This is a genomic window from Kyrpidia spormannii, assembly GCF_002804065.1.
GTDB classification, from domain to species: domain Bacteria; phylum Bacillota; class Bacilli; order Kyrpidiales; family Kyrpidiaceae; genus Kyrpidia; species Kyrpidia spormannii.
On sequence record NZ_CP024955.1, the window covers coordinates 2,421,593 to 2,446,945 of the forward strand.

The 25,353-nt window shown below is 60.7% G+C and carries 23 protein-coding genes and 1 riboswitch; of the genes, 6 read left to right on the plus strand and 17 right to left on the minus strand.

The features are described from left to right. Positions 1-61: 61 nt before the first annotated feature. Positions 62-1,369: a DRTGG domain-containing protein gene (locus tag CVV65_RS12155; protein WP_100668353.1), complete on the minus strand. Its 1,308-nt coding sequence runs from the start codon at positions 1,367-1,369 to the stop codon at positions 62-64. A 113-nt stretch (positions 1,370-1,482) separates the two neighbouring features. On the opposite strand from CVV65_RS12155, the gene CVV65_RS12160 reads away from it, so the two are divergent. Then, the gene (locus CVV65_RS12160) at positions 1,483-1,932 is read left to right on the plus strand and encodes an acyl-CoA thioesterase (protein WP_232070191.1); all 450 of its coding nucleotides are present in this window, start codon (positions 1,483-1,485) and stop codon (positions 1,930-1,932) included. Here CVV65_RS12160 and CVV65_RS12165 read toward each other — a convergent pair. Beyond that, positions 1,871-2,176 carry a hypothetical protein gene (locus CVV65_RS12165; RefSeq protein ID WP_100668355.1) on the minus strand — a complete coding sequence of 102 codons (306 nt, stop codon included), beginning with the start codon at positions 2,174-2,176 and terminating at the stop codon, positions 1,871-1,873. The genes CVV65_RS12160 and CVV65_RS12165 overlap by 62 nt on opposite strands. A 194-nt stretch (positions 2,177-2,370) precedes the next feature. Between CVV65_RS12165 and CVV65_RS12170 the strand changes: the two genes are divergently transcribed. After that, a complete protein-coding gene (locus CVV65_RS12170; protein WP_100668356.1) occupies positions 2,371-2,619 on the plus strand; it encodes a DUF3243 domain-containing protein in 249 nt (82 codons plus the stop codon). Positions 2,620-2,710: 91 nt separating this feature from the next. On the opposite strand, the gene CVV65_RS12175 is transcribed toward CVV65_RS12170, so the two are convergent. From CVV65_RS12175 to CVV65_RS12185, 3 genes are all read right to left on the minus strand, one after another. Next, positions 2,711-3,394 (minus strand): metal-dependent hydrolase, encoded by a 684-nt coding sequence (locus CVV65_RS12175; RefSeq protein WP_100668357.1) that lies wholly within the window; start codon positions 3,392-3,394, stop codon positions 2,711-2,713. Positions 3,395-3,485: 91 nt separating this feature from the next. Further along, a complete protein-coding gene (locus tag CVV65_RS12180; protein WP_100668358.1) occupies positions 3,486-5,027 on the minus strand; it encodes an S-layer homology domain-containing protein in 1,542 nt (513 codons plus the stop codon). A gap of 128 nt (positions 5,028-5,155) precedes the next feature. Next, positions 5,156-6,409 (minus strand): DUF445 domain-containing protein, encoded by a 1,254-nt coding sequence (locus CVV65_RS12185; RefSeq protein WP_100668359.1) that lies wholly within the window; start codon positions 6,407-6,409, stop codon positions 5,156-5,158. 99 nt (positions 6,410-6,508) lie between these two features. Between CVV65_RS12185 and CVV65_RS12190 the strand changes: the two genes are divergently transcribed. After that, positions 6,509-7,063: a DUF1003 domain-containing protein gene (locus CVV65_RS12190; protein ID WP_100669480.1), complete on the plus strand. Its 555-nt coding sequence runs from the start codon at positions 6,509-6,511 to the stop codon at positions 7,061-7,063. A 70-nt stretch (positions 7,064-7,133) separates the two neighbouring features. On the opposite strand, the gene CVV65_RS12195 is transcribed toward CVV65_RS12190, so the two are convergent. The 4 genes from CVV65_RS12195 to CVV65_RS12210 are packed head-to-tail and all read right to left on the minus strand — an operon-like array spanning position 7,134 to position 11,556. Then, positions 7,134-8,288 (minus strand): acyl-CoA dehydrogenase family protein, encoded by a 1,155-nt coding sequence (locus CVV65_RS12195; RefSeq protein ID WP_100668360.1) that lies wholly within the window; start codon positions 8,286-8,288, stop codon positions 7,134-7,136. Next, positions 8,288-9,937 (minus strand): AMP-binding protein, encoded by a 1,650-nt coding sequence (locus tag CVV65_RS12200; RefSeq protein WP_100668361.1) that lies wholly within the window; start codon positions 9,935-9,937, stop codon positions 8,288-8,290. The genes CVV65_RS12195 and CVV65_RS12200 overlap by 1 nt, the downstream gene beginning before the upstream one ends. A gap of 12 nt (positions 9,938-9,949) precedes the next feature. Beyond that, positions 9,950-10,705: an SDR family NAD(P)-dependent oxidoreductase gene (locus CVV65_RS12205; RefSeq protein WP_100668362.1), complete on the minus strand. Its 756-nt coding sequence runs from the start codon at positions 10,703-10,705 to the stop codon at positions 9,950-9,952. After that, on the minus strand, positions 10,702-11,556 hold the full coding sequence (locus CVV65_RS12210; RefSeq protein ID WP_100668363.1) for an IclR family transcriptional regulator: 855 nt from the start codon (positions 11,554-11,556) through the stop codon (positions 10,702-10,704). Before CVV65_RS12210 ends, CVV65_RS12205 begins: the two co-directional genes overlap by 4 nt. Before the next feature lie 147 nt (positions 11,557-11,703). On the opposite strand from CVV65_RS12210, the gene menB reads away from it, so the two are divergent. Continuing rightward, positions 11,704-12,501, plus strand: a complete 798-nt coding sequence (gene menB, locus CVV65_RS12215; RefSeq protein WP_100668364.1) for a 1,4-dihydroxy-2-naphthoyl-CoA synthase — start codon at positions 11,704-11,706, stop codon at positions 12,499-12,501. Between the two features lie 76 nt (positions 12,502-12,577). Here the strand turns inward: menB and CVV65_RS12220 are convergent, their stop codons facing one another. Both CVV65_RS12220 and gluQRS read right to left on the minus strand, forming a co-directional pair. Next, entirely contained in the window at positions 12,578-14,302 is a 1,725-nt protein-coding gene (locus CVV65_RS12220) for a thiamine pyrophosphate-binding protein (RefSeq protein WP_100668365.1), read from the minus strand. A 28-nt stretch (positions 14,303-14,330) separates the two neighbouring features. After that, complete coding sequence (gluQRS, locus tag CVV65_RS12225) at positions 14,331-15,308, minus strand: tRNA glutamyl-Q(34) synthetase GluQRS (protein ID WP_232796603.1); 978 nt, start codon at positions 15,306-15,308, stop codon at positions 14,331-14,333. Between the two features lie 138 nt (positions 15,309-15,446). Between gluQRS and pckA the strand changes: the two genes are divergently transcribed. Beyond that, positions 15,447-17,030 (plus strand): phosphoenolpyruvate carboxykinase (ATP), encoded by a 1,584-nt coding sequence (gene pckA, locus CVV65_RS12230; RefSeq protein WP_100668366.1) that lies wholly within the window; start codon positions 15,447-15,449, stop codon positions 17,028-17,030. Between the two features lie 287 nt (positions 17,031-17,317). On the opposite strand, the gene CVV65_RS12235 is transcribed toward pckA, so the two are convergent. The 4 genes from CVV65_RS12235 to CVV65_RS12250 all read right to left on the minus strand — a co-directional run bounded on the left by CVV65_RS12235 (position 17,318) and on the right by CVV65_RS12250 (position 20,510). Beyond that, the gene (locus tag CVV65_RS12235; protein ID WP_100668367.1) at positions 17,318-17,539 is read right to left on the minus strand and encodes a hypothetical protein; all 222 of its coding nucleotides are present in this window, start codon (positions 17,537-17,539) and stop codon (positions 17,318-17,320) included. A 65-nt stretch (positions 17,540-17,604) separates the two neighbouring features. Continuing rightward, complete coding sequence (locus CVV65_RS12240; RefSeq protein ID WP_100668368.1) at positions 17,605-18,450, minus strand: ABC transporter ATP-binding protein; 846 nt, start codon at positions 18,448-18,450, stop codon at positions 17,605-17,607. Between the two features lie 50 nt (positions 18,451-18,500). Further along, positions 18,501-19,529 (minus strand): FecCD family ABC transporter permease, encoded by a 1,029-nt coding sequence (locus CVV65_RS12245; protein ID WP_100668369.1) that lies wholly within the window; start codon positions 19,527-19,529, stop codon positions 18,501-18,503. A gap of 9 nt (positions 19,530-19,538) precedes the next feature. After that, positions 19,539-20,510: an ABC transporter substrate-binding protein gene (locus CVV65_RS12250; protein WP_198592016.1), complete on the minus strand. Its 972-nt coding sequence runs from the start codon at positions 20,508-20,510 to the stop codon at positions 19,539-19,541. Positions 20,511-20,729: 219 nt separating this feature from the next. After that, positions 20,730-20,909, minus strand: a riboswitch (cobalamin riboswitch). A gap of 149 nt (positions 20,910-21,058) precedes the next feature. Between CVV65_RS12250 and CVV65_RS12255 the strand changes: the two genes are divergently transcribed. Further along, on the plus strand, positions 21,059-22,204 hold the full coding sequence (locus CVV65_RS12255; RefSeq protein ID WP_100668370.1) for an acyl-CoA dehydrogenase family protein: 1,146 nt from the start codon (positions 21,059-21,061) through the stop codon (positions 22,202-22,204). A gap of 41 nt (positions 22,205-22,245) precedes the next feature. Here the strand turns inward: CVV65_RS12255 and recD2 are convergent, their stop codons facing one another. Together recD2 and CVV65_RS12265 are read right to left on the minus strand one after the other, a co-directional pair. Beyond that, on the minus strand, positions 22,246-24,471 hold the full coding sequence (gene recD2, locus CVV65_RS12260; RefSeq protein ID WP_157935508.1) for an SF1B family DNA helicase RecD2: 2,226 nt from the start codon (positions 24,469-24,471) through the stop codon (positions 22,246-22,248). Then, complete coding sequence (locus tag CVV65_RS12265; protein ID WP_100668372.1) at positions 24,468-25,283, minus strand: alpha-galactosidase; 816 nt, start codon at positions 25,281-25,283, stop codon at positions 24,468-24,470. Before CVV65_RS12265 ends, recD2 begins: the two co-directional genes overlap by 4 nt. Between the last annotated feature and the right edge of the window lie 70 nt (positions 25,284-25,353).

Below are 25,353 nucleotides of genomic sequence, written 5' to 3' on the forward strand. Positions count from 1 at the left end.
CTACACCTCCAAGCCTCGGGGACAAAAAAGGCCGCCTCAGCCACCGGCGGCGCACCCCGCGTTACCGTTCCAGCACCTGGGCGGTAAACAAGGCCTTTCCGACCAATTCCCCATTATGATAGAGCTCTACGTCGGCTTTGCCAAATTTCCGGCCCATGTCAATCGCCGCGGCCTTCACCGACAAGGTGCTGTCAATCTGGATCGGTTTGAGGAAATAGATGGAGACATTCTCGACCACCATGTCCGAGTGCCGACTACGGCGGATGGCACTGGACCCGGCTTCGGCGATGAGGGTCATCAACACCCCTGTGGACACACCGCCGAGCCGATTGCTCATCTGGGGGGTAATATCCCCGACCAACCATACGGTGCGATCAGGGCCTTTTTCTTCTTTAAATTGGCTGAGGATGATATCCTCGATGGTCTGGCCGACCTGGGGCTGCTTTTGCATGTACTGCAGCGCCTTGATAACATCTTGACGGCTGATCACTCCCATCAGCCGGCGATTTTCAACCACGGGCAACAGCTCGATACCTTCCCACACCATGATATGAGCCGCCGAGGCCACCGACGTCTTGGGCGTCACCGTGATGGGATTCTTCGACATCAGCCGTTCCACCGGGGCTTCGTCTGGCTCCCCGGTAACGTCTTTGGACGTGAGCATCCCCACGACCCGGAACTGCGGATCCACCACCGGAAATCGGCTGTGCCCCGTCAGGTTCACCAAAGCCCGATAGTCCCCGGCCCGGGCGGACAGGGAGATGCTGACCGGCTTGGTATCCCCGATCAGATCTTCAACCAGAACGATCTCTTTCTTGATCAGCCGGTCATAAATGGCGCGATTGATCAACGTCGCAATGGTGAAGGTATCGTAGGCCGAAGAGATCAGCGGCAATTCCCGCCGATCCGCCAGCTCCTTCACCTCGTCGTTGGTATCGAATCCCCCGGTAATCAACACCGCCGCCCCGTGCTCCAGGGAAGCCCGGTGCGCTTCTTCCCGGTTGCCGACGATGAGCAGGCAATCCTTGTCGATATAGCGCAGCATCGCGTCGATCTCCATGGCGCCAATGACAAACTTCGTCAGCGTTTTGTGCAGCCCACCGCGGCCCGCGAGGACCGTACCATCCACGATATTGACCACTTCCGCAAAGGTCAAGCGCTCGATATTCTTCTTTTGCTGCTTTTCGATCCGGACCGTGCCCACGCGCTCGATGGTGCTGACGATCCCCCGCATCTCCGCCTCTTTGATCGCCCGATACGCCGTTCCTTCACTGACGTCCATCATCTTGGCAATCTGCCGGACGGAGATCTTACTTCCCACGGCCAAATCCTCAATATGTTGTAAAATGAGTTCGTGTTTGGTCGCCATAACCCGCCTCCGTGACCGGCCATTTCTAAGCGTATTATACTGTGAAACGGGCGTTGCTGACCAGTATGGATCATGAACACGACAACCTCCAACAGGGAAAGGAGACGACAAAGGTGCAAGTTTCTCTAGAAATCATCGTCCGCTCGACGGAGATCGATGTCAATGGGCATGTCAACAATGCCAAATATCTCGAGTATATGGAGTGGGGGCGGGAGGAATGGTACGAACGAGCTGATCTTCCCTACGACCGATTTTTGGCCATGGGTATCCAAACGGTAACGGTGAACATCAATATTAACTATCGCCGGGAATGTCGTCAAGGTGACCACCTGACGATTTGGACCAAACCATTGCGACGGGGACGAACGAGCTTCGTCCTGAAGCAGGAGATCCTCAATGAACGGGGAGAAGTGGCAGCCGATGCCGAAGTCACCAGCGTTTGCATGGACGTCGCCACCCGGCGATCCCGCCCGCTTCCCGACGAACTCGCCCGGTACTTTCCTACATATAATCCCGATGAATCTTCCGGGGGTCCGCAGGATCCCGCCGGGAAAGCTGAGTGATCTGCCGGGACGCCGCCCGGCGAACGGCCAAGGGCACTTGGTCCGGCGCCCTTCGCTCCCGGTCCACCTCCATCAATCGGTACAAAAAACTGCCCAAGGCCACGAGGGCAAGGGCCATCCACGCGGCGGCAAAGGTGGCCGCCTGGGGAGAATCCGGCTGGGGCAACCGGGGCAGACCGTAGATCAAAAGTACCCCTGCACAGACCATACCCACAAAGGTCCAAAAGAAGGTTTTCGGCCGCACGTTGACCCCTCCTTTTGGTACAAGGCTATGCACCCGTCCAATCCGATATGCGAAAAGCCACCGGTCCGCCCGGAGCACCACTGGCGGGCGCAACCGATGGGCAGGGTAAAATGGGGGCCGCATAGAGGGGCCCCACCGCGGCCACAATAACGCTGGGCAAACACCCAACCTTACGCCGAAGGGGGCGCAGACACGTGCACGTTCTCGAGAACTTTGAGCAGTGGAAGAACTTCCTCGGCGACCGGGTTGATCAAGCGCAGGCGGCCGGGATGAGCACCGAGCAGATCCAGCAGATCGCTTATCGAATGGGGGACTTCCTGGCTCGGCAGGTGGATCCCCAAAACAAACAGGAGCGCCTTCTGCAGGAGATGTGGAAAGTGAGTTCCGAGCAGGACCAACAGGCGCTTGCCCGGATCATGGTCAACTTGGTCAACAAAAGCTGACGATGCATGACCGAGAGGTTGAAAGGCCCTTCACCGCGGGGTGAAGGGCCTTCCGCCAGATCTCGGGCCTGACCGCTGTTTGTACCTGCCGTCAGATTTCGAGGCTGCCTTCCACCTCGAGCACCTGGCAGGTAAACCCTTTCCCTCGCACCGCCGAGGCAAAAGCCTGCACATCCTGGGCGATGAGGGGGAAAGTATTGTAATGCATGGGGATCACCGTCCGGGGGCGGAGCAGTTCCACAGCGTATAATGCGTCTTCGGGGCCCATTGTAAAATTGTCGCCAATGGGCAAAGCCGCCGCGTCGATGGTGTGGCGATCCCCGATCAGCTTCATATCTCCGAACAGCGCCGTATCCCCGGCGTGATAAAACGTTCTCCCGCCCATCGTCACCAAATAACCGCAAGGGTTGCCGCCTTCGTGCACGCCATCCTCGTCTTCGATGCCAGCCCCGTGAAATGCCAGGGTTAGCTTCACTTTTCCAAAGTCGAACTGGTGGGATCCGCCCAAATGCATCCCGTGAACTTGGGCGCCTTTTTTTGCACAATACGCCGCCAGTTCAAAGGGAGCGATGATCGGGACATTCAATCGTTTCGCGATGGCGATGGCGTCCCCGAGATGATCCCCGTGTCCGTGGGTCAACAGCACCGCATCGACCTGTACATCTTCAGGCTTGATCTTGCTGACCGGGCTGCCGGAAAGGAATGGGTCGATGATCACCCGCTTTCCGTCGGCCTCCACCTCAAAACACGCATGCCCGTGATAGACCAGTTTCATCGGATCACCCCTCTTGGCCCGCCGGACTTCGCCCTGCCGGCGGATGTATGTAAGCGGGAATCGAGACCCTTCTTCATTATAACGCGATTTTTTAAAGAAGTCCCATCGCCCGCGCCACCATCACCGCCATGTCACCCCGGGTTAAGGGTTGATCTGGATGAAACAGACCGTCCGGAAAACCGGCGATAATGCCTTTCGTTCGGAGTGCCGCCACGGAGCCCTCGGCCCAGGATCCCTTCAGGTCGGGAAACCCGCTTTCACCGGACGCGGATAGCCCCAGGGTCTTGGCGATCATGGCCGCGCCCTCCGCCCGGGTCACCGCTCGATCCGGTTCAAACCTCCCGCCCCCAACGCCGTGTACCCAACCCGCCGCCTGAGCTCTGCCGATCACCTCATAGGCCCAGTGGCCCCGGGAAACATCCGAAAACCCCGCGAACCACGCCGGGGCCGGGCGCAGGGCGTTGACCAACATGGCTGTGGCTTCCGCTCGGCTCACCGCACGGTTCGGATGGAACAAGCCGTCCGAATCACCATGAACCCAACTTTTCTCCCACAATTTTAGAATCGCAGGTTCAGCGCCAATATTGAAAATATCGGGAAATGGCCCTCCGCTCATGGCGCGCCTGAAAATCCCCCATACCGAAGGGTCTTCTTGGCCCAAGCTCCAGGCAAATCCGCCTCTGAGGCCGTATTTCGCCACCAAAGACAATTTGGCGGCGATGGTCGTTCGATTGTCGTAATAAATGTCCACCCACCCTGCACCGGCAGAATACCCGTAATGCATGGTTTTCTGCACCGGATCGTAATTGGGTTCGCCCCCGATCTGGGAGACCAACCGGGAGATGGCAGGATAAGAAATCGAATCGCCGCCCCAGCCATTCACCCACCGCCTGCCGTACAGGGGAACTCCGAGCAGGAATTTGTCCCTGGGAATCTGGGTCAACATGTATTGGATCGACTGTTCCACCCAGGGATCACCGGCCACGGGACCCGGGGGATCGCCCTGAACCCTCTCGTCGTAGGTCATGACGGTGATGTAGTCACATAAAGCTGCAAGCGCCTGGTTGTCATAGGCTGCGACCCATCCGGACTGGACCGGCCCCTGAATAGCCGGCACCGTTGCCGCCAATTGTTTTGACGGGGGGAGATCGTTGCGAAGGGCCTGAACAAAGGCTGTCAAGGCACCCCGGTCTGCAACCGTCAGATTCTCCAGATCGACGATGACCCCATCTAAGTTCCGCCCGCTCACAATCCCCGCGATTTGGGCCGCCAGGGCGGGCCCGTTCGCCAAAGCTCTTCGCCCGGCCTCCCGGTTCCAATCGTTTCCGATAAAAGGCACCACTTCAAGTCCGCGATCATGGGCCGCTTGCACCAGCCCATCGTCCACGTAATTCGCCAAACTTCCGTCCGGTTGAATTTGGAAGAAATCTGGAGACACCACATCCGCGTTCCCGGCGATCCGGTCCAGAAGCCCCAGTCGCGCCTCTCGACTGAAGCCCGACAGATACACGAGAGACACCGGGCTGCCGGGGCCCGCCGAAGCCGGAGCCACAGCACCGCCTGTGAAAATCGCCGCAATGGCCAGCACCACCGCCGCCAGCTCCAGGGCGATGCGCCTCACCTTCTCCCTCACATTCTCTCACCCCCTGACTCTTTCATCCTACCAGGGTGAGAGAATGCTAGCTTCAGGAACTGAGTGGGCGACCGCCCATATTTTTTATGGGAATCCTCAATATTCCATGCGGTGTCCGGTCGTTTCGATCATCCAAGGGTAGCCACCGCTGCCTGAGCAAGGCCAACGAGGCCGCCCAGCACCGCCCCCATCCATGTGATCATCGCGAGTTCCTTCCGGGCCACATCCAGGATGAGCCGCTCGAGTTCGGGGAGGGGGAATCGATTCACCTGCTCTTCAACCATTCGCGCCAGGGGGACACGGCGCCACAGGTGGGGGAGGAGGATATCCACGCGTGTCAAAATCCAGGTGCGCAACCGGGGTTCCCACCGATCGCGCCTCTTGTCAACCCACCGCCACGCCTCGCCCAGCTGGGCTTCCACCCACTCTCGGTCGGCCAACTGCTCACAGACGACTTCCCGGATCAAACGGGGGGCCGCGCCACTCGGTCGCTGTTCCAAAAGACCTGCCACACCCGGCAACAACTCCTTCACGACCCAGCCTTCCACAGCCCCGGCGGTACCCGGGGCGGTCAGCCAATCCCGCAACGCCCGGAGCAACTCTTCGGCCACCCGATCCTCGGCACTCAGGGCGCCGGCCAAACGGCCGAGCCACCCTTGGTGCTGCAACCAGCGCTGGATTTCCTCCGCAAGCCCCCGGCGCACTTTGAGGTCCTGGGTGGCAGCCGCGGCGAACTCGAGACCCCGGCCGATGAGTTCCCGGATCAGCGCCGCCCCTTCTACACTGTCCGCCAACCGCCGGACAAGGCCGGGGACAAAACGGGCGAATAAGTCCCGGGAAACCCCGCCCCGTTCCACACCCGGGAACACGGCTTGTTCCGTTTCCGATTCCTCCGGTGCGTCCCGACGGCCGACGGATCGGCACCCCTCCGCCCAATCCGCGACCTCATTCGCCAGTCGGACCACCCCCTCCGCCTCTACCCATGCGGCCAGGTGATCCAACGCCTCACGAAACGCACCTTCCATATCCATCGTCCGCAAGGCCTTTTGCACGCTGTCCGCCGGAAGAAGATGTTCTTGGACAATCTCGCCCAACCGATGGGCGATCTCCTCCCGACGCCGGGGAATCAGTCCGGGAGTCAGCGGCACCCGCCATCTTCCGATTCGCCACGGGTGCCACGGACGAAACAACATCGCAATCGCCAAACCATTGGTCACCAGACCGATAAACGCCCCGGTGACCACCGACAAGACCACTTGGAAAAGGTGCAATGGGCTCCACTCCGCATTCCTGAGTTGACCATCGATTTGATTGTACACGATGGAAGGCTTAACGACGAAGGTGAGACGGCGAACCGTGGCATTGCGACCCGGCAGGTTCATTGATCTCCGACGCTTTTTCTGTCTACCCTTGGTCTAACCACCCATGTCGGATGTAAGAGAACATCAGAATCGCTGGGTTTACAAGGAGGATGGATGAACATGGAGCGCCGACGAATCGCACTTCCAAACCGACTCGCCCTCCTGCGGAGGAGAGCTCATGGACAGGTCGCCGGCTTCACCGTTCAAGTGGGGGCGGAGGATGCGGAGAGAATTAATGATTTAGTGGAAGAGTACCACAGCCGGATTCTCAGTCGAATTGAAGAAGAGTACAATCAGTCCACTACCGCTGGCGACCGGGCGGCTGATCGGATTACGGCCTTTGGAGGCAGTTGGAGATTCATTGGTATTTTTAGTCTCTTTTTGGTGTTGTGGATGATCTGGAACATACTGCGGCCTACCCCCCATTTTGACCCGTATCCATTTATCTTGTTGAACCTCGTGTTATCGTGTTTGGCAGCTTTCCAGGCCCCGATCATCATGATGAGCCAGAACCGCCAAGCGGCCAGGGACCGCCACGAATCGATTATCGATTTCGCCATCAACTACAAAGCACAACGGGAGATTGACGACATCCAGGGGCACCTGCACCGCATCGAACGGGACATCGCAGCCCTGAAAAGTCGGCTCGACGGATCGTCCGGGGCACCGAGATAAACACGAGGAATGTAAACCAGGCGGTCTCTCCGGCCAGGACCGCGGCGAAACCGCCTGGTGGTACCGTTCATCAGTACGGCCGGAACTCCCGGCCGATCACCTCCCGGCCGATCACGATCTTCTGGGTGTGAGCGGTGCCATCGCCGATCTCCAAACCGATCACATCCCGGAGGCGCTGCTCAATAGGCAGATCCCGGGTGTAACCGTAATGTCCGTGAAGCAACAGACAATCGTGGATGGCCTCCGCCGCAAGCTTGGGGCCGAGCCACTTGCATGCCGCCGCCTCGGTGGTGTGCGGCAGGTTCTCGTCCCGAAGCCACAGGGCCCTATAACCGTACCAGCGGGCCATCTCCAGCTTGGCGTGGTGCTCGGCGATGGGGAATGATACACCCTCAAAGGCGGCCAACGGCTTTCCGAAAGCTTGTCGTTGTCTGACGTACTCCACCGTTTCTTCCAGGGTCTTCTCCGCCGCTCCGATACACTGCAGAGCAATGAGCACTCGACTGAAGTCGAATCCGTTCATCGCCCCATAAAACCCCTGGCCTTCATCCCCCACCCGGTACTCCAGCGGGATTTCGACCCGATCGAAAAAAAGCGATCCCCGGCCGATGGGTCGGTTACCCATGTCCTGGTAAGCCGAACGGGCCACGCCCGGCGCGTCCAAGGGGACCAGGAAGGCGGTCACACCCCTGGAGCGCTGTTCCGGATCGGTCTTGGCAAAGACTACGGCCGCGTGGGCCACCGTCGCCAAACTGATCCCGGACTTTTCCCCGGCGATGATATAATGATCTCCTTCCCGTACCGCCGTGGTCTTGATGGCGGCGGCATCCGAGCCCGTTCCGGGTTCTGTAAGGGCAAGGGCGATGAGTTTTTCCCCCTTGGCCATGGGCAGGAGAAATTCCTTCTTTACCCGGTCCCCTCCGTGGCGCTCGAGGATCTCCCCCACAAGCCCGTTCAGGATCACCGCGTAGGCACAGTTAAAATCCCCCCGCCCCACCTCCTCCGCCGCAATGCCGGCTTCCACGTACCCCATCCCGGCCCCGCCGTATTGTTCAGAGATCGTCATCCCCGTTAAACCAATCTCGGCCATTCGATTCCACTGCTCCCAGGGGAACTCCTCTTTGGCATCCCATTCCCGGTACCGGGGCAACAACACCGATTCGGCAAAATCCCGAAACAACCGCCGCATCGTCTCCTGTTCAGTCGAAAAGGAAAAGTCGAGCATCATTGTTCTCCTTCACGTTGTAATTGTCGGGCGATTTCCTCTCGGAGCTTGAATTTTTGGATCTTCCCGCTGGCTGTCCTGGGGAATTCATCTACCACCTCCACCCGTTCGGGCCAATAGGGCTTGGCCACCCCTTTCTCCTGCAAAAACTGCTGCAGATCTGCCAAGGTCAAGGTCGCCCCGGACTTAAGAATCACAAAGGCACAAGCCCGCTCCTGGAGGTGGGGATCGGGCATCGCCACAATGGCCACCTGCTCAATATCCGGGTGCTCGTGAAGCACATTTTCCACATAAGTTACCGGGATATTCTCCCCGCCCCGGATGATAATATCTTTGGCCCGCCCCTCGATGCTCACATAACCCTCCTCATCGATGACCGCAAAATCCCCGGTGTCAAACCATTCCCCATCAAAACTGGCCCGGGTCAATTCCAGGCGTTTCGCATAACCCACGAACAGAAAGGGTCCTTTGCATTGGAGCCGCCCCGGTTGCCCAGGCGGCAGAAGGCGTCCGGACCCGTCCACCACCCGCACCTCCATCCCCGGAACGGGGAGGCCGTCGGTGGAAGTAATCTTTTCCTCGGAGTCGCCCATCCGGCTCAACGTCACCAAGGCGTCTTCCGTCTGCCCCCAACCGCCGAGCACCGCCACTCCAGGCAATCGCTTGCGCGCCTCGCGCAAGAGGGGCCGGGGGATCGGTGCACCCGCGCAGATGAAAACCCGCAAGGAACTCAGGTCATGTTGATCGAGATTGGGGGCCCTGACCAGATCATGAAGAAAGGGCGTTGCCCCCATGGTCATGTGAATCCCAAACTCCTCGACCATTTCTACAAATCTATCCACATTCCAAATATCTTGGTAGATCCCCGTGCTCCCCAGGTAGGTCACCAGTCGGGGACCATACAGAAAACCGGTCTGGTGGGCGAAGGTCGAGGCCATGTGGATCACGGTGTCTGCGTCAAAATTCAGCAATCTGGCCGTGAGAACGTCTGTGGAAATGACCGTATTATGGGTGTGCAACACCCCTTTGGGCTCCCCTGTTGTTCCGGACGTAAAGATCAGTTCCGTCACCTCGTTGGCGTCCGGGCGCAAGGCTGCCAACTCCCCGGGATCTCGGATTTTCTCCCATTTCGTCTCCATAAAGGTTTTCCACGACTCTTGGCCCAGCGGCACCTCGTCCCCGACCACCAAGATGTGCCGAAGGAACGGCATGGACGGCCGGAGGCGCTCCATCATTTCCGGATATGAAAAATTTCGAAATCTATCGGGGATCACCATGATTTTCGGTTCAGCCAACCCCAACATAAAGCGGATTTCCCGGTCCCGGTAGATCGGCACGAGGGGGTTGCTAATCGCGCCGATCCGGGTCGCCGCAAAATGCGCGATGACCCATTCGTTCCAATTGGGCAATTGAAATGACACCACGTCTCCCGGGCGCACCCCGAGTTCCAAGAACCCCAGGGCGCACCGGTCGACCAGTTGGCGCAGCTCCCGGTACGTGTACCGGGACCGCCCATCCACCGCCGCAAGCTTGTCCGGCGTCTTCTCCGCCGCCTCATCCAGGAAATCGGTGATCACTTTGCTTCCCCAGTACCCTTCCCGGGTGTACCGTTCAATCTGTTCCCGGGTCAACAGCGTTTCGAACCCCATCCCCATCGCCCCCTAACACATGGTCAGTCCACCACTGACGCTGAGGGTCTGACCGGTGATATAGGCCGCTTCGTCCGATGCCAGAAACGCCACGGCATTGGCCAGATCCTCGGGAAGAGCCAGTCGACGGAAAGGAATCGCCCGGATCAAGGCGTCCCGGATTTTTGGATTGTACGACCCCACTTCGGCAAAAAGCGGTGTATCCGCCGGACCCGGACTCACGCAGTTCACATTGATGCGGTGTCGGGCCATCTCCCGGGCCAACGTCTTCGTAAAGGCGATCACTCCGCCTTTGGTGGCGGAATACACCGCTTCCCCGGTGGAGCCCACCCGGCCGGCGTCCGAACCGATGTTGACGATCTTTCCATACCCCTGTTCAATCATGTGCGGCAGGACCGCTTTGCAGCCAAAAAGCGTCCCGTACAGGTTGATCCGGATGATGCGGTCCCATACGGCGACGTCATTGTCGATAAACGGCTCCACCTTGTCCCATCCCGCGTTGTTCACGAGAATGTCCACCCGACTAAAATACCTCACCGTCCGCTCCACCATCTCGTCCACCGACTCTTTGGATGTGACGTCCACAGGAATCGCGATGGCCTCGGCTCCCCGTGCCTTGAGGGCTTCCGCCGTCTCCCGGGCTGCGTCCTCCAGGATGTCCGCCACCACCACCCGGGCTCCTTCAGATACGAATTTTTCTACGATTCCCCGGCCGATTCCCCGGGCGGAGCCGGTCACGATGGCCACCTTTTCTTCTAGCCTTTTCATTCCCGCACCTCCACACTTTGTTCCGACCTGCGGGGTTGCGATCCCGCTTCCTCATCTTCCGAAACTGCAAACAAGGACACCGGTACCCCAAGTTTGTCTAACGCCTCGCTGAGGTCCGCGGAAATGGCCCGGAGCCGCCTCCCCACCTCCTTCATCACGTCATCGGGCAGCGCCACCGAATTCCCGATCACGGCCAGCACAAAGGCGATGGTGCCTTTGCCAACGAATACCGGAGCGGCCACGCTGTGGAAACCAGGGGTGTGCTCGCCATAACTGACTGCGTACCCTTGGGCGCGGAATTGCTCCAACTGCCCCCGCAACGAGGCGAGGTCGGTGACCGTGCGTTCGGTAAACCGCTCGATGCCGTACCGATGGACGAGATCCTCCACGTCCTCCCACGGAATGTGGCTGAGAAAACACTTTCCGAAAGCCGCACTGGTGATGGGAAACCGCCTTCCCAGGGACACGGTGACGCGAAAATTTCCCGGCGCTTCCTCTTTTGCCACGTAGGCCAGAGTATCCGGCTTCACGCGTTGAACCAGGACGCAGGTAAACCCCGTATCTTCTGCCGCCCGGCGGAGAAATGTCCGGGCGACGGTCAAATAGTCGAGAAACTCCTTGGCCCGCTCCCCGAGCAACACCATTTGAATGCCGAGTGAATAGGTTTTGGTCTTGTCGTCGTAGCGCACCACCTGCCACGACTGAAACGTTTTGAGGATGCGAAACACCGTGGCTTTACTAATGCCCAGCTCCTGGGTGATGTGCGCAAGGGTGCTGTTGCGGTGCTTGTACCGACTCAACAGATGCAGAATCTTCATCCCCGCGTCCACCGACGGTACCCGATAATCCACTCCTCACAATCCCTTCCAGCATTTTTGTTGACAATCGTTTCGCGGGTGAAACAGTGGTTCTATTGTGAAATCTACAAGTTCATATTATAATGGAACTGTCCGGTTTGACAAGCCTTTTCTCACATTTCTAGAAAGGTGGGGCATCCCGTGGAATTCCAAGACATTCTCTACGAAAAACACCAAGGTGTTGCCAAGATTACGATCAATCGGCCCGAAGTACTCAACGCCTTTCGCGATGTGACCGTGAGGGAAATGATCGCCGCTTTTGAAGATGCTTGGGATGATCAAGAGGTGGGGGTTGTGGTCCTCACCGGGGCCGGGGATCGGGCCTTCTGCGTGGGAGGAGATCAAAAGGTGCGGGAGAAGGGCGGGTACGGCGGCACCCGGGGCCGGGACATGGGGATCGGCCTGGATGTGATGGGATTGCACGAGATCATGAGGAATATTCCCAAACCGGTGATCGCCGCGGTGAACGGGTATGCCATCGGGGGCGGCCATGTCCTCCACGTGCTCTGCGATCTGACCATCGCCGCGGAACACGCAGTTTTCGGCCAGGTCGGCCCCAAAGTGGGAAGCTTTGACGCGGGCTACGGCTCGGCCTATCTCGCCCGGGTGGTCGGGGAAAAGCGGGCCCGGGAGATCTGGTACCTGTGCCGCCGCTACTCCGCCCAAGAAGCCCACCAGATGGGGCTCGTCAACAAAGTGGTCCCTAAGGAAGAACTGATGACAGAGGTCGACCGCTGGGCCCAGGAACTTCTGGAGCGCAGCCCCTACGCCCTCCGCATCCTCAAAGCCTCCTTTAATGCCGACACCGCCCATATCAAGGGCATCGACGAATTGGCCATGGGTGCCCTGGCACTTTATTACGATACGGAAGAATCCATGGAAGGGCGCAACGCTTTCCTCGAAAAACGCAAACCGGATTTTCGAAAATTTTACCGTTGATGGGCCCGGGACCGCGATGCCGCCCTGGGGGGCGGCGCCGGGGACCGGAGTGGAAAATAGCGCACTTGCCGCTTCTTCAATACGTATCCACCGGGCTGTCGTCCACCTCCCACAACCGGCGATCCCTCAGGGGAAAAGCCCGCCAGAGATTTGCCGGGAGATCTTGCCATGCCATTTTTTGATACGCAAAACCAAAAGCACCGGCCAGTTGTTCCATGTTTGGGCCGGGCAGTTCCACATAGGCCGTGCGCCCGTAGGCCTTGCGCTGATTATCCCTGACGGAGCCGTAAGCCCGGTTGTTGAAAACCACCACCAGTAGGGGAACGTCTTCCTGAACGGCGGTGGCCAACTCCGGGAGCGTGAACATCAAACTCCCGTCCCCGGTGAGGGCTACCGCCTGCCCCGCGCCGCCCAGCGCCGCCCCTATTGCCACGGGTACGGCGAAACCCAGGGAGCAATACTGCATCGGGTACAAAAACCCGCCCGGGTTTAACACAGGCAGATACCGGGCCATGGCGATACCCACCAGACAACTGTCTACGGCCAGCAGGGCGTCGATAGGGAGGGCGTGGCGCACGGCCCGAAGCCACAGATCAAACTCCGGGACCACTCGCTCCGCCTCTGCAGCGGCCGCGGTCCGGGCCAGATGGGCGCGGTGAGCTTGGGTGCCGTCCCTGGCCGCCGCTTCCTCCCAGGGCAAGTCTTCGAGCAGGCTCCGGAGCACGGCATCGAGTGGACCCGCCACCACCGCGGACAGCGCGGCATCCGGTCGCACTGCCCGGGGATCGGGGGTAATCAGCACCGTTTCCGCTCCGGGCCTTTGCTCCCGGTGCCAGTCCCGCAGGGACCATCGGGTGCCGATGGCCAGGAGCCCATCGCAGCCGGCAAGAAGTTTCTCAACTCCTGGCGTCCAAGTGGTACCCGCGAACCACGGATCACTTCCGGAGATGACCCCCTTTGCCGCAACGGTGGTCAAAGCCGGTACCCCCCACCGGCTGACCAATTCCCGACAAAGCGGGGCAACGGCTGCGGCCTCGGGACCCACCACCACCGCCGGGCGCTTCCAAGAGCGGACTTTCCCTTCCAGAAGTCCCAGCCAAGGGGACGGGTTCCCGTCGCCCGCGAAGTAGACGGGCCAGGGAAAGGAAGGCTCTCCTGAGCGATTGTCACGGAACAGCAGATCGTCCGGTCCGGCACTCCCCGTTTCAGACGGAACATCGGGCTCAGGCGAGACACCGGCCCGAGGTACACCGGTCTCCCCGGCCTCCCCGGCTGGCGGGGAGATTTCGGAGACCTCCGCATCGAGCAAGTCATAAGGAATATCGATATACAGCGGCGCAGCACGCCCGACAAATCGCGTGTCGAGGACCTCTTGCATCATTCGGGCGGCCTCCTCGGGACGGGGCACCGTGAGGGAGAACTTCACTAACCCTTCGACCAGAGCACTCTGGTCGGGCAACTCGTGAAGAGCTCCCCGGCCTTGCCCCACGTCTCGGGAGCGCGGCAAAGTGGACACGACGATCATCCCCGAAGAGCCCCCCTCGGCTTCGGCAATGCCGGTCAAGGCATTGGTCAGCCCGGGGCCCGTGATCAGGAGCACCAGGGCGTATTTACCAGTGGTCCGATAGTACCCGTCTGCCATGTACGCCGCGCCCAGTTCGTGCCGGGCGATTACCGTGCGGATCCTCCCATCCCTTTTCAATGCATCGAAGAGCGCCATGTTGTGGACACCGGGAATCCCGAAGGCGATCTCGATTCCCGCCGCAGCCCATTGTTCGACCCATAGATCCGCAACCCGCATCGGCCATCCCTCTCTTCTATCTATTCATCTATCGCTCCTGCACCACAATCCTCCCCGGCCACCGCCGGCCCACCTTGGCCAAATCCAGCAAGCCGATCAGTTCCCCCGGTCGACAGGGCTCCGGCCGTTCGACACATCCCGCCCAGGCTGCCAGGCGCCCGATCACCGCCTCCGGCTTCACCCCGCTACGGCGCAACTCCCGCAAGGCCAGCGCCCCGTGCCGCTTGGAAAGACGCCGGCCCGCCGAGTCCACCAGCAGGGGGACATGGGCGTACCGGGGCACTGGAAGGCCCAGGGTCCCGAACAGATCCCGCTGGATCGGGGTGGCGGTCAACAGGTCATCACCCCGCAGCACGTCGGTGATCTGCATTTCCCCGTCATCCACCACCACCGCCAGCATATACCCAAACGTTCCATCCCGCCGGCGAAGGATGGGATCCCAATTTCCCTCGCCCCTCTCCCAGCTCTGATGTCCGCGACAGCCATCCTCCCACTCGTCCCGGCTCCGCCGGACCCGGTACCGCCAATGGGGACGCTCCCCCTCCGCCACGAGGCGCCGTCGCTCTCTCTCCGGGCGCTCCGCACACCGGCCCGGACATCCTTTAAGGGGGCCGTGGGGCGCCAGGGCTGCCCCCCGCTCCGCTTCCCGGACGCGACTGCGGGTGCAAAAACAGGGGTACACCTCTCCTCGTTCCCGCAGCGCCCGAAACGCCGCTTCATACCGATCCACCCGCTCGCTCTGCCGATAAGGAGCATGAAGCCCCCCAACTCCGAAACCCTCATCCGGATCAAGTCCCAGCCACGTGAGATCCTCCCTCAACGCCTCCGCGTACACATCCCGGCTGCGATCGGGATCCAAATCCTCCACCCGCAGAACCCAACTCCCGCCGGACCCGCGAACCTGCAGCCAACTGAGCAGGGCCACCCAGGCGTGGCCCAGGTGCAGAAAACCTGTCGGGCTCGGGGCAAACCGGCCCCGGATCCCCTCCGCCATCACCGCGCTCATCTCCACCAACGGACAAATAGGATGTTACATTTTGTCGAATTCGTATGTCACTTATATCAAGATCCGGGAAAAGTATTGCGCCCCAATCCCCACCTCGGTACAATAAGAACAACATTTGGTTCCGGGAAAGGATGCGCTATGAAAACGGATACGCTGGAAAAGAATCTCCTTCGCCTGGTCCAAGGTCCGGGGGCACAACACCAGCTTGCCGTGCCCCAACTGATCGAGGCAGCCCTGCGCAATGGGGAGGCCGTCCTCACCGCTTCCGGCGCCTTGGCGGCGACCACCGGGAAATATACCGGGCGTTCCCCCAAAGACAAGTTTATCGTAAGAGAGCCCGGCAGTGAAACCCATATCCACTGGGGCACTGTCAACCAGCCCTTCGATCGCGACCGTTTTGAGGAGCTGGTCGATCGGGTGACCGATTATTTGACTGACAAAAACCGGTATGTGTTCGACGGATTCGCGGGCGCGGACCCGCGCTACCGGCTGCCCATTCGGGTAATCACCGAGCGGGCGTGGCACAACCTGTTCGCCCACCAACTGTTTATTCGCCCTTCCAGCGAGGAACTCAGTGGACATCAACCGGAGTTCACCGTAATTTCCGCTCCGGGCTTTCAAGCGGTACCCGAGCGGGACGGCACTCGCTCCGAGGCGGCAATCATCATCAGTTTTGAACACCGTCTGGTCCTCATCTGTGGCACCGAGTACGCCGGCGAGATCAAAAAGTCGATTTTTAGCGTGATGAATTATCTCTTGCCCCAACGGGGCGTCCTGTCCATGCACTGCTCGGCCAATGTCGGTCAAGAAGGGGACACGGCGCTCTTTTTTGGCCTTTCGGGCACGGGGAAAACCACCCTGTCCGCCGATCCGGAGAGAGAGTTGATCGGAGACGACGAACACGGCTGGTCCGAGGACGGCGTGTTCAACATCGAGGGCGGTTGTTACGCCAAATGCATCGACTTGTCCAGGGAGTTGGAGCCCCAGATCTGGGGAGCGATCCGGTACGGTGCAGTGTTGGAGAACGTGGTCCTCGATCCCGCCACCCGGGAGGAGTTGTACGACCGGCGGGATCTCACCGAGAACACCCGGGCCGCTTATCCGGTGCACCATATCGCCAACGCCCGGATCCCGGGTACCGCAGGTCACCCGCAAACGGTGATCTTCCTCACCGCCGACGCCTACGGGGTTCTGCCCCCCATCTCCCGGTTGAACCGGGAACAGGCGATGTTTCATTTCTTATCCGGCTACACGAGCAAATTGGCCGGGACCGAACGCGGGGTCACCGAACCGGAAGCCACCTTCTCCACCTGTTTCGGCGCCCCCTTCCTGCCCCTGCGCCCCTCGGTGTACGCAGAGATGTTGGGGCAGAAAATCGACCGGCACGGGGTGCGGGTGTTCTTAGTCAACACCGGTTGGACCGGCGGTCCTTACGGGGTGGGATCCCGGATGAAGCTAGCCTACACCCGGGCAATGGTGCGCGCGGCGCTTTCGGGCGCCTTGGACCGGGTGGAATACGTCCAAGAACCCTATTTCGGCCTGTCGGTGCCCAAGACTTGTCCGGATGTGCCCTCGGAGGTTCTGTTGCCCAAAAACACGTGGGCAGATCCCGAGGCCTATGACGCGAAAGCCCGGGAGTTGGCACGGCATTTCCGGGAGAACATCCGCAAGATGGATGGGGTACCGGCCGCCGTACTGGCCGCCGCACCTCCTATAAAATAGGCGGGTTTTCCCCGGGGCATTTTGTACGTGCTTGTGCATCGTCGTACAAAAACGCGCCGCACCCTCTTGATGAAGGCCGCGGCGCATTTTTTCCATTAGAATGATCGCCCACTCATCTTTCCGGAGATCCCTCCGATACCCGGGGATTCCGGGATCTACATCGCCCCATTTTTGACCTGAATGGCTGGGCGCCCCATCACCCAGTACCCAAATGAGGCGCCCGGTTACCCTGACTCCCGGGGCGCATCCGTTTGACACCGATCTGAAGGCATGGCGGCGGGTGCACCTCACCCCCGCTTAAACCGGATGCTCCTCGCTTTTTCGTTGGTCCGTTCCCACACCCACCCTTGGGCTTCCCAGTCGGCGATAGTTTGTCGAATCGCTTCCTCAGACCACTGATCGGCAGGCAAATACACCACCTTGCCGCGAATGTGGTTGGTCCAAATATACCCCCCGACAAAAAGGATCGTCAGGCCGAGAAAAACAGATAGAAGAATCAAGAATTGCATGACATTCGTTCCTTTCTATTGCCGCCGGGCATCGGGTCCGGTGTTGTCGCCCATTGTGCGCCACCTCATCCGCCTGCACTGCTCCACCCCTGGACATCCAAAGCACTCCAGGGCGGGGCCGGCAGCAGGATCTGAGGCACCCCCGCATCCGGATGGCGCAAGACCCGGGGTCGAATGCCGTACACCGACTCGATGTGATCTTCGGTCAGCACCTCCGCCGGCGATCCATAGGCCTCGGTGCTCCCGGCCCTCAACAACAAAGTCCGGTGTGCGTAGAGTGCAGCGAGATTGAGATCGTGAAGCACGAGAATCACCGCCGGCCTCCTGCCTTCCCTTCCCCGCCCCGCCGTGCCCCCGCATAGAAGGTTCAGAATCTGCATTTGGTGGCCAATGTCGAGGAAAGTGGTGGGCTCGTCCAGGATGAGCACGTCGGGCTCCTGGGCCAACACCATCGCCAGAGCCACGATCTGCCGTTGGCCGCCACTCAGATGGTTCACGGTCACCCCGGCGAGATCATTCAGCCCGGTTTCCCACAAAATTCGTTCAACCACCTGCCGGTCGTGGTTTGTTTCGCCGCGCCACGGCCTCAGGTGCGGATGGCGCCCCATCATGACCGTATCGTACACCGAAAACCCGCCGGCCACCAGGGGGGTCTGGGGCAATACCGCCATCCGCCGGGCCAACTGCCTTCTGGAATACGACGATACCGGCACTCCGTCCAGACTCACCCGGCCGCGATCCGGGGGCTCTATCCCCGTCACCAGGCGGACCAAGGTGCTCTTGCCCGCCCCATTTGGCCCGATTATCGCCAGGACCGTCCCCGGGGTCACGGAAAACGAAACATCCCGGAGAACCTCCCGGTCTCCGTATGATTTACAAAGCCCGATCGCTTCTAATCTCGCCCCGTCCATCTCGCGCCCCCTTCTCCGCACCCCAATTCGTCGACCCTGCCGCCCCCTCGCTACCGCCCCTGCCGGTGAAGCAGATACGCAAAAAATGGCGCCCCGCAAAAAGCGGTGATCGCCCCGATGGGGATCTCTTGCCCGGGAATCAAGGTGCGGGCGGCGTTATCCGCCCAGAGTAAAAATACGCCGCCCCCCAGGGCAGACAGCGGCAGCAAAGTACGGTGGTCCGGTCCAGCCAGGATGCGAAGCACATGAGGGACCACCAAGCCGACAAACCCGATGATCCCGGCTACGGACACCGCTGCCGCCGTCATGAGGGAGGACGCCCCCAAAATCACCAGCCGGGCAGCCCCCACGTCCACCCCGAGATGTGCCGCTTCCTCTTCACCCAGGGTCAGGACATTCAGGTTCCGCGCTTCCCACCAAACCATCGTCAACCCCAGGACAGTGGCGGGAACCAAACTCCAGATCAGCCGAGGATCCCGATTGGCCAGGCTTCCCAACAGCCATAGCATCACATTGGGCAGTCGGTTTGATGCGGCCACCATCAATACGGTGAGGATGGCTCCAAAAAACGATTGGACCACTACCCCGGCGAGAATCAGCGTATTGTTCCGGGAACCCGGCCCCCGGATCGAGCCCAGCCAAAACACCGCCGCCAACCCGACAAGGCCGCCGACAAAAGCCAGCCCCGGGACGGCAAACAAGCCGTACAGGCCCACCTGTCCCCCGAACAGAATACCCGCCACCGCCCCCAGGGCCGCCCCGGAAGACACGCCGAGGATAAAAGGGTCCGCCAGGGGGTTGCGTAACACCCCTTGATAAGCCGCGCCCGCGGCCCCGAGAGCCGCCCCGACCAAAAGGGCCAGAACCGCCCGGGGGAAGCGGATCTCCCATACCACCGCCTGAACCCAGCCCCCGGCAGCCTCCGGGGCTTTGGCACCCGGTCCCGCCAGTATCGCCCGCCAGAGGCTGTCCAGATCCGTGGCGGTCGGACCGATGGCCACACTGGCGGCCAGGGACAAGGCGACGGCGGCCAACCAGACCCCGACCCACATCCATGACCGACGACGATCTTTTCTCATGGCTGCGGCTCAGGGTTGGAACAACTGCGGATAGAAGAGCTTGGCCAGGGTTTCCGCTCCGTCGACGATCCGGGGGCCCGGGCGACTCACCAAGTCCGAGTCAACGGAATACACCCGGTTATTGCGCACGGCATCCACGACTTGCCACCCGGGCCGCTGTTTCGGCTTGTCCACGGCATCCGGCACGTAATATCCGTAGGTCACCACGATCACCTGGGGATTCTTTTGGATCAACATTTCGGCGTTCATCGGCTGCCACCCGTTTAGATCCGACGCCACGTTGATGCCTCCGGCCAGACGGATCAGCTCGTCCATAAACGTGTGGCTCCCCGCCGTATATAATTGGTTCGGATCGGCCTCCACGTAGACCCTCACCCGTTTGTCCGGTGGGATTTGCGACACTTTGGCCGCAATGGCCGAAGCTTTGGTCTTCATTTGATTGACCAAGGCCGCGGCCTGGGATGTACGGTTCGTGATCTCGCCCAGTGCCTGGATAGTCTGATAAACCGCCTCCAGACTTTGAGGGTCGTACACCACGGCAGTTAGCCCAGCGTTTCTCACCGTCTGAACAATGCTCTCATTGTGAGAACCGAGCACCACCAGGTCGGGGTGAAGGGCCACCAGCCGCTCGATGGGCGGGTTCAATCCGTCCAGGACCGCTTCCACCTTTTTTTGAACCCCCGGAGGATAGTTGTCCCACGTCGTGACGCCCACCACCCTCCGATCCAGACCCAGGGCAAACAGGATCTCCGTATGACTGGGGATCAAAGAGACGATCCGCCGGGGTTCCCGGGCAATGGTCACCGATGTCCCGCTGTCATCTTTGATCGTGAGCGGATAGTGGGTGACTGCCGGCGGACTCGCCCCTCCTTGGGGCGACGCGGAAGGAGCCGCCCCAGTTCCGCAGGAAGAAAGAATCAAGATCACCGCGAAAAGAACGAGGACCGTCCAGAACTTTCGCTTCCCATCCATTCGGACCATGTCCGAGCCTCCCTCATCTCCGAATGTGCCTTCTCCTCCGGGGGAGGGGCCGGGGAAAGGCTGTCTCCGAAGCAGGGCCGGGATATGCCCGGCCGGGCTCTTGACTGATTCCCGAAGCCCAAAAAGAAAACCCGGCTTTCGCCGGGGCGATACTGTTCGGGCGGCAGGGTCTTTACGTCCTTCCCCTCGCCGCCTCCCCCCGGCCTTTCCGCGAAGGCCCCTCGGGAGTTCGACCGGGTAGGTCTCCTGGCTTCCGGGTCTTCGCGCGCTTTCGCCTTCCCCGCGATGGGCGAGTGGCATCTTGAAAACGCACTCTCCGGTTACAGTGGCGGGACCGCCCGGGATTCTCACCCGGTTCCCCGTTACGCCCCGAAGGGCACCCGGCCTGTCTCCGTTGCACAATACATGAATCCGCATCCCCAGTATAACGACTCCCGCCTTGCCCGGCAAGCTGGCCTCCTTCTCAAACGACCGTTTGGATGATATACTCAACCTGTCCCCGAAGCCTCGGAGAGCAATCCCATTCACACGAAAGGAGACACGGCACCATGCATCCATTCACCCGCGAGCACGATGAACTGCGCAGTGCCATTCGGCAATTCCTGCAGAAAGAGATCGCCCCCCATGTCGACGAGTGGGAGCGGGCGGAGCAGGTGCCCCGGACCGTGCTGCGCAAGATGGGCGAACTCGGCTATTTTGGCTTGAATATTGCGGAAGAGTATGGAGGAAGTGGGGAAAATCCCTTGGCGGAAGCGGTGCTGCATGAAGAACTCGGCCGGCTCAACGCTTCGGGATTCGCCAATACCGTGGGCGTCCACATCGGCATCGCCATGCGCCCGGTCTATCGCTTCGGCACCGAAGAACAAAAACAAGCCTATGTGGTCCCCGGGGTTCAAGGAGAAAAAATCGGGGCCTTGGCCATCACCGAACCCGGGGCGGGATCGGACGTGGCGGCCATCAGCACCCGGGCGGTGCGGGAAGGCGACAGTTACGTCCTTTCCGGAAACAAAATTTTTATCACCAACGGGGTCTATGCGGATTTTTACGTGGTGGCGGCAAAAACCGATCCCCAGGCAGGGCATCGGGGTGTGACCTTATTTATCGTCGAGCGGGATGACGCAGGATTTCACGTGCAGCGCAAGTTAGAAAAAGTAGGAAACCACGCTTCGGATACGGCAGAACTCTTTTTCGATGAGTGCCGAATTCCTGCACACCGCAAGCTCGGGGAGGAAAATAAAGGATTTTATCTGGTGATGCACAATTTTCAATGGGAAAGGCTGATGATCGCCCTGCAAACCCTGGGGACCGCCCAGGCGGCCTTAGATATGGCTGTGGAGTACGCGAAAACCCGTCAGCAGTTCGGCGGCCCCCTCACCCAGTTCCAGGTCATTCGCCACCGGTTGGTCGACATGGCGGTGGAGGTGGAAAAGGCGCGCCAGTTGACCTATCACGCCCTGGACCTGTTCGCCCAAGGGGTGGATGCAGTGGCTGAAACCTCCATGGCCAAGCTCACCGCCACGGAAACGGCCTGCAAAGTGGCGGATGAAGCGCTGCAGATTCACGGCGGATATGGGTACATGGGCGAATATCCGATCCAGCGGGCTTGGCGGGACATGCGCGTAACCCGGATCTACGGCGGAACGAGCGAAATCATGAAAGAGATTATCGCCAAGCGGATGGGGCTTCTCCCCTAAAAGCAGCGGAGAGGGGGATGTGACCAGACCCTCAACGGTAGTCACGGATCCCCCGGATCTGCCCCTCGCCCCCTGCTGTATACTTGAATCTTCTCGGTCAGCCGGGTGTTGCGCAACACCGGCCGAGTGTTGCGCACCGCCAGGCCCAGGGCCCGGGGCATGCCGATCAACCCACAGAGCTTCTTCGCCCGGGTGATCCCCGTATAGAGGAGATTTCGGTACAAGAGGATGTAGTGGCTCGTGGTCATGGGGATCAGCACCACGGGATATTCGCCGCCCTGGCTTTTGTGAATCGTAATCGCATAGGCGTGGCGCAACTGATCCCACTCATCCCGTTCGTATTCGTGCAGGGCGTCGCCGAATCGAATCAGCAACACGCCTTCCTCGGGATCCACGTCTTCGATCACGCCGATTTCGCCGTTAAACACCTCTTTCTCATAATCGTTGCGCATCTGTATCACTTTGTCGCCCACCCGCCAAGCCCGCTCGCCTTTGCGACCGAAGGGGATTTCCTTTTTGCCCATCTGCCGGGGGTTCATCAGCTGCTGCAGTCGAATGTTCAACGCCTCGGTGCCAAGCTCCCCCTTTTTGGTGGGACTCAGCACCTGGATGTCGGCAGGCGAGTAGCCCTCCGCCAGGAGATTTTGCACCGCCTGCTCCAGACGAACGGCGATGGCCGCATTCGTTTCAGCCGTCGTGGCCCCGGATACCTCGACAAACCAAAAGTCCCCGCCCTGGCGAGGCAACTCCCCTTGGAGCACCCGGTGGGCATTGACCACGATGTTGCTCTCCCTGGCCTGTCGGAAAATCACATCGAGCCGGACGCTCGGCACTCCGGCCTGAATCAGGTCGTGCAACACATGCCCCGGACCCACCGACGGCAATTGGTCCACATCCCCGACCAGAATCACCCCGGCGTCCCCGGCGGCCCGGACCAATTTGTCCGCCAACAGGATATCCATCATGGACGTCTCATCGACGATAATCAGGTCATAGGGGAGGGGATTCTCCTCGTCAAACTGAGCGATTCCCTCCACCCGCATGCCCAGGAGACGGTGCACAGTAGCAGCCGAAAATCCCGAGACTTCTTCCAGCCTTCGGGCGGCCCGTCCCGTGGGCGCCGCCATGCCCACCTTGGTCTGGGGATTCAATTGTTGCCGGCACCACAGGATCGCCCGAACCGTCGTGGTCTTCCCGGTTCCCGGCCCTCCGGTCAAAATCAACAGCGGACTGGCCATGGCGGTTCGAACCGCTTCCCGCTGGGTGAACGACAGGGTCACCCCGGACTCCCGCTCATAAGACTGGATCAAATCATCCAGCCCGGCTGAATGCAGAGCGGCCACCCGGAGCCGATCCGCCGCCCACCGGGCCACCTGCTCCTCGGCTTCCCACAAAGATGCCAGATAGACCCGATCCTCTTCTTGCCGGATCTGCCCCTCCCGCGCCAAGGTCCCGGCGGCTTCCTCGAACTGATCGGCCTCCCACGGATCCCCGTCTATGCCGGCCAGCATCTCCGCCGTCTTCGCCAGCCAAAAGGCCCGGTCTAACCAACAGTGGCCTTCGGTGGTTGAGCCCGCCAGGGTATGCAACAGCGCACTTTGAAGGCGAAATGGACTGTCGGCCGGGATGCCCAACCTCCGGGCGACCCCGTCCGCCTGGCCAAACCCGATGCCGGCCACCCCCGCCAAGAGGTACGGATTGCGCCGGATATCCTCGAGACACCCTTCCCCCAACACTCGGTATACCCGCATGGCGGCACCCGGGCTAATGCCCAGGGCCATCAATTGCCCGAGCACCTTTTGGACCCCGTGATGGGCCCGGACCTGCTGGACGATCGACTGCGCCTTCTCCGGCGACAACCCTTGAATCCCCGCCAAGGCTGCCTCTCCGTGATCGAGGATGGCATCCACCGCCCCGGGGCCGAGGGCGGCGACGATCCTTCGGGCCACTCGCCTGCCCACCCCCTCCAGGCGCCGGAACAACTGGATGGCCACCTCCCGGTCGGTGGGCACCGGTTTACTCCATCCCGTAACCTGAAGTTGCCGGCCGTAGCGCGGATGCTCCGTCCAGTGCCCCGTCACCTCCAGGGCCTCTCCTTCGCCTTGGGAAAAATATACATACCCTGTGCAACTGATCACGCCCCCGGAGGTTTTCAGGCGGAACACGGCAAATCCCGTCTCTTCATTTCGGAAGACCACCCGCTCCACCGTACCGGAAGCGGTCACCTCCTCGGCTTCCGGGCGGGCCAATCGATCCTCTCCGTTCAACCGACCAGCGCCTCCTGAATGCGCCGCAATTTGTCCAAATCGTTCTCATAGGCAATGAGGACCCCGTCCGCATAGGCCGCCCCCACCCGGGCGGCCTTCACCAGTTTCGCCTCTTCAACGCCGAGACCATAGACCTCCAGATACCAGGGGTGCCCCCCGAGCCGATCTTGGAATCCTTGGGCCAGGACTTCCAGCCAGTACGTCGTCGTGTAGGCCAGATCATAGATGGGCACCACAAACACGTCCACCCACTGCTTCATCCGGTCCACGTCGATGCCGAATCGCCTCTCCAGATGCCCGGGATAAGGATCGGGAAACAGCGTAAAATACAGCTTCCCGGCCACCGACGACCGCGCCCGGGCGACAAAATCCGCTAACCTAGCCATCCGATAGGTCTCCAGGTCCAGGCCGGCTTTCCGGCGTCCGGCCTCGCAGGCCGCGCACTGACAGTAACCCTCCCGGGCAAAGGTCACATCGTCCAGCCGAAAGCCCTCTGGACCCGACTGCGCCGCCGCGTCCCTCACCCACTCCAGGGCCAGGGCCTCCACTTCGGGCCGGCTCGGACAAAGGCAGTCCCAGTCAAAATATGGCTGGTCTCTCGTCGCCCGCTGTCCTCCCGGACCCACCTGGACCCACTCGGGATGCGCTTTTGCCACCCGATTGTCGGCAAAACAACTCACCATAGGAATCGATCCCGCCACCGGCTCCCGGTGAGCCCCGCCGACGTCTTTGACTTCCCAGAAAGCCGGCCGGAACTGGCCGACGTGATCCGCATACCGGGTGACCACCCCGAACACCTTTTGATTCCCCATTCTCGCACCTCCGCGCCGTCCCGCACCGGGCGGGATCTTCCCCTTCTCCCGCCCTGGCGATCTGTGCGGT

Excerpts from the sequence above, each read along its gene's own strand:
- CVV65_RS12235 (WP_100668367.1), bottom strand. The coding sequence starts at position 17,539 with ATGCAATTCTTGATTCTTCTATCTGTTTTTCTCGGCCTGACGATCCTT.
- CVV65_RS12185 (WP_100668359.1), bottom strand. The coding sequence starts at position 6,409 with ATGAACCTGCCGGGTCGCAATGCCACGGTTCGCCGTCTCACCTTCGTC.
- CVV65_RS12265 (WP_100668372.1), bottom strand. The coding sequence starts at position 25,283 with ATGGGGAATCAAAAGGTGTTCGGGGTGGTCACCCGGTATGCGGATCAC.
- CVV65_RS12250 (WP_198592016.1), bottom strand. The coding sequence starts at position 20,510 with ATGGTCCGAATGGATGGGAAGCGAAAGTTCTGGACGGTCCTCGTTCTT.
- CVV65_RS12200 (WP_100668361.1), bottom strand. The coding sequence starts at position 9,937 with ATGGGGTTCGAAACGCTGTTGACCCGGGAACAGATTGAACGGTACACC.
- CVV65_RS12220 (WP_100668365.1), bottom strand. The coding sequence starts at position 14,302 with ATGCGGGTTGCGGATCTATGGGTCGAACAATGGGCTGCGGCGGGAATC.
- CVV65_RS12240 (WP_100668368.1), bottom strand. The coding sequence starts at position 18,450 with ATGGACGGGGCGAGATTAGAAGCGATCGGGCTTTGTAAATCATACGGA.
- gluQRS (WP_232796603.1), bottom strand. The coding sequence starts at position 15,308 with ATGAGCGCGGTGATGGCGGAGGGGATCCGGGGCCGGTTTGCCCCGAGC.
- CVV65_RS12205 (WP_100668362.1), bottom strand. The coding sequence starts at position 10,705 with ATGAAAAGGCTAGAAGAAAAGGTGGCCATCGTGACCGGCTCCGCCCGG.
- CVV65_RS12195 (WP_100668360.1), bottom strand. The coding sequence starts at position 8,288 with ATGCTCGACTTTTCCTTTTCGACTGAACAGGAGACGATGCGGCGGTTG.
- CVV65_RS12175 (WP_100668357.1), bottom strand. The coding sequence starts at position 3,394 with ATGAAACTGGTCTATCACGGGCATGCGTGTTTTGAGGTGGAGGCCGAC.
- pckA (WP_100668366.1), top strand. The coding sequence starts at position 15,447 with ATGAAAACGGATACGCTGGAAAAGAATCTCCTTCGCCTGGTCCAAGGT.
- CVV65_RS12155 (WP_100668353.1), bottom strand. The coding sequence starts at position 1,369 with ATGGCGACCAAACACGAACTCATTTTACAACATATTGAGGATTTGGCC.
- CVV65_RS12245 (WP_100668369.1), bottom strand. The coding sequence starts at position 19,529 with ATGAGAAAAGATCGTCGTCGGTCATGGATGTGGGTCGGGGTCTGGTTG.
- CVV65_RS12190 (WP_100669480.1), top strand. The coding sequence starts at position 6,509 with ATGGAGCGCCGACGAATCGCACTTCCAAACCGACTCGCCCTCCTGCGG.
- CVV65_RS12255 (WP_100668370.1), top strand. The coding sequence starts at position 21,059 with ATGCATCCATTCACCCGCGAGCACGATGAACTGCGCAGTGCCATTCGG.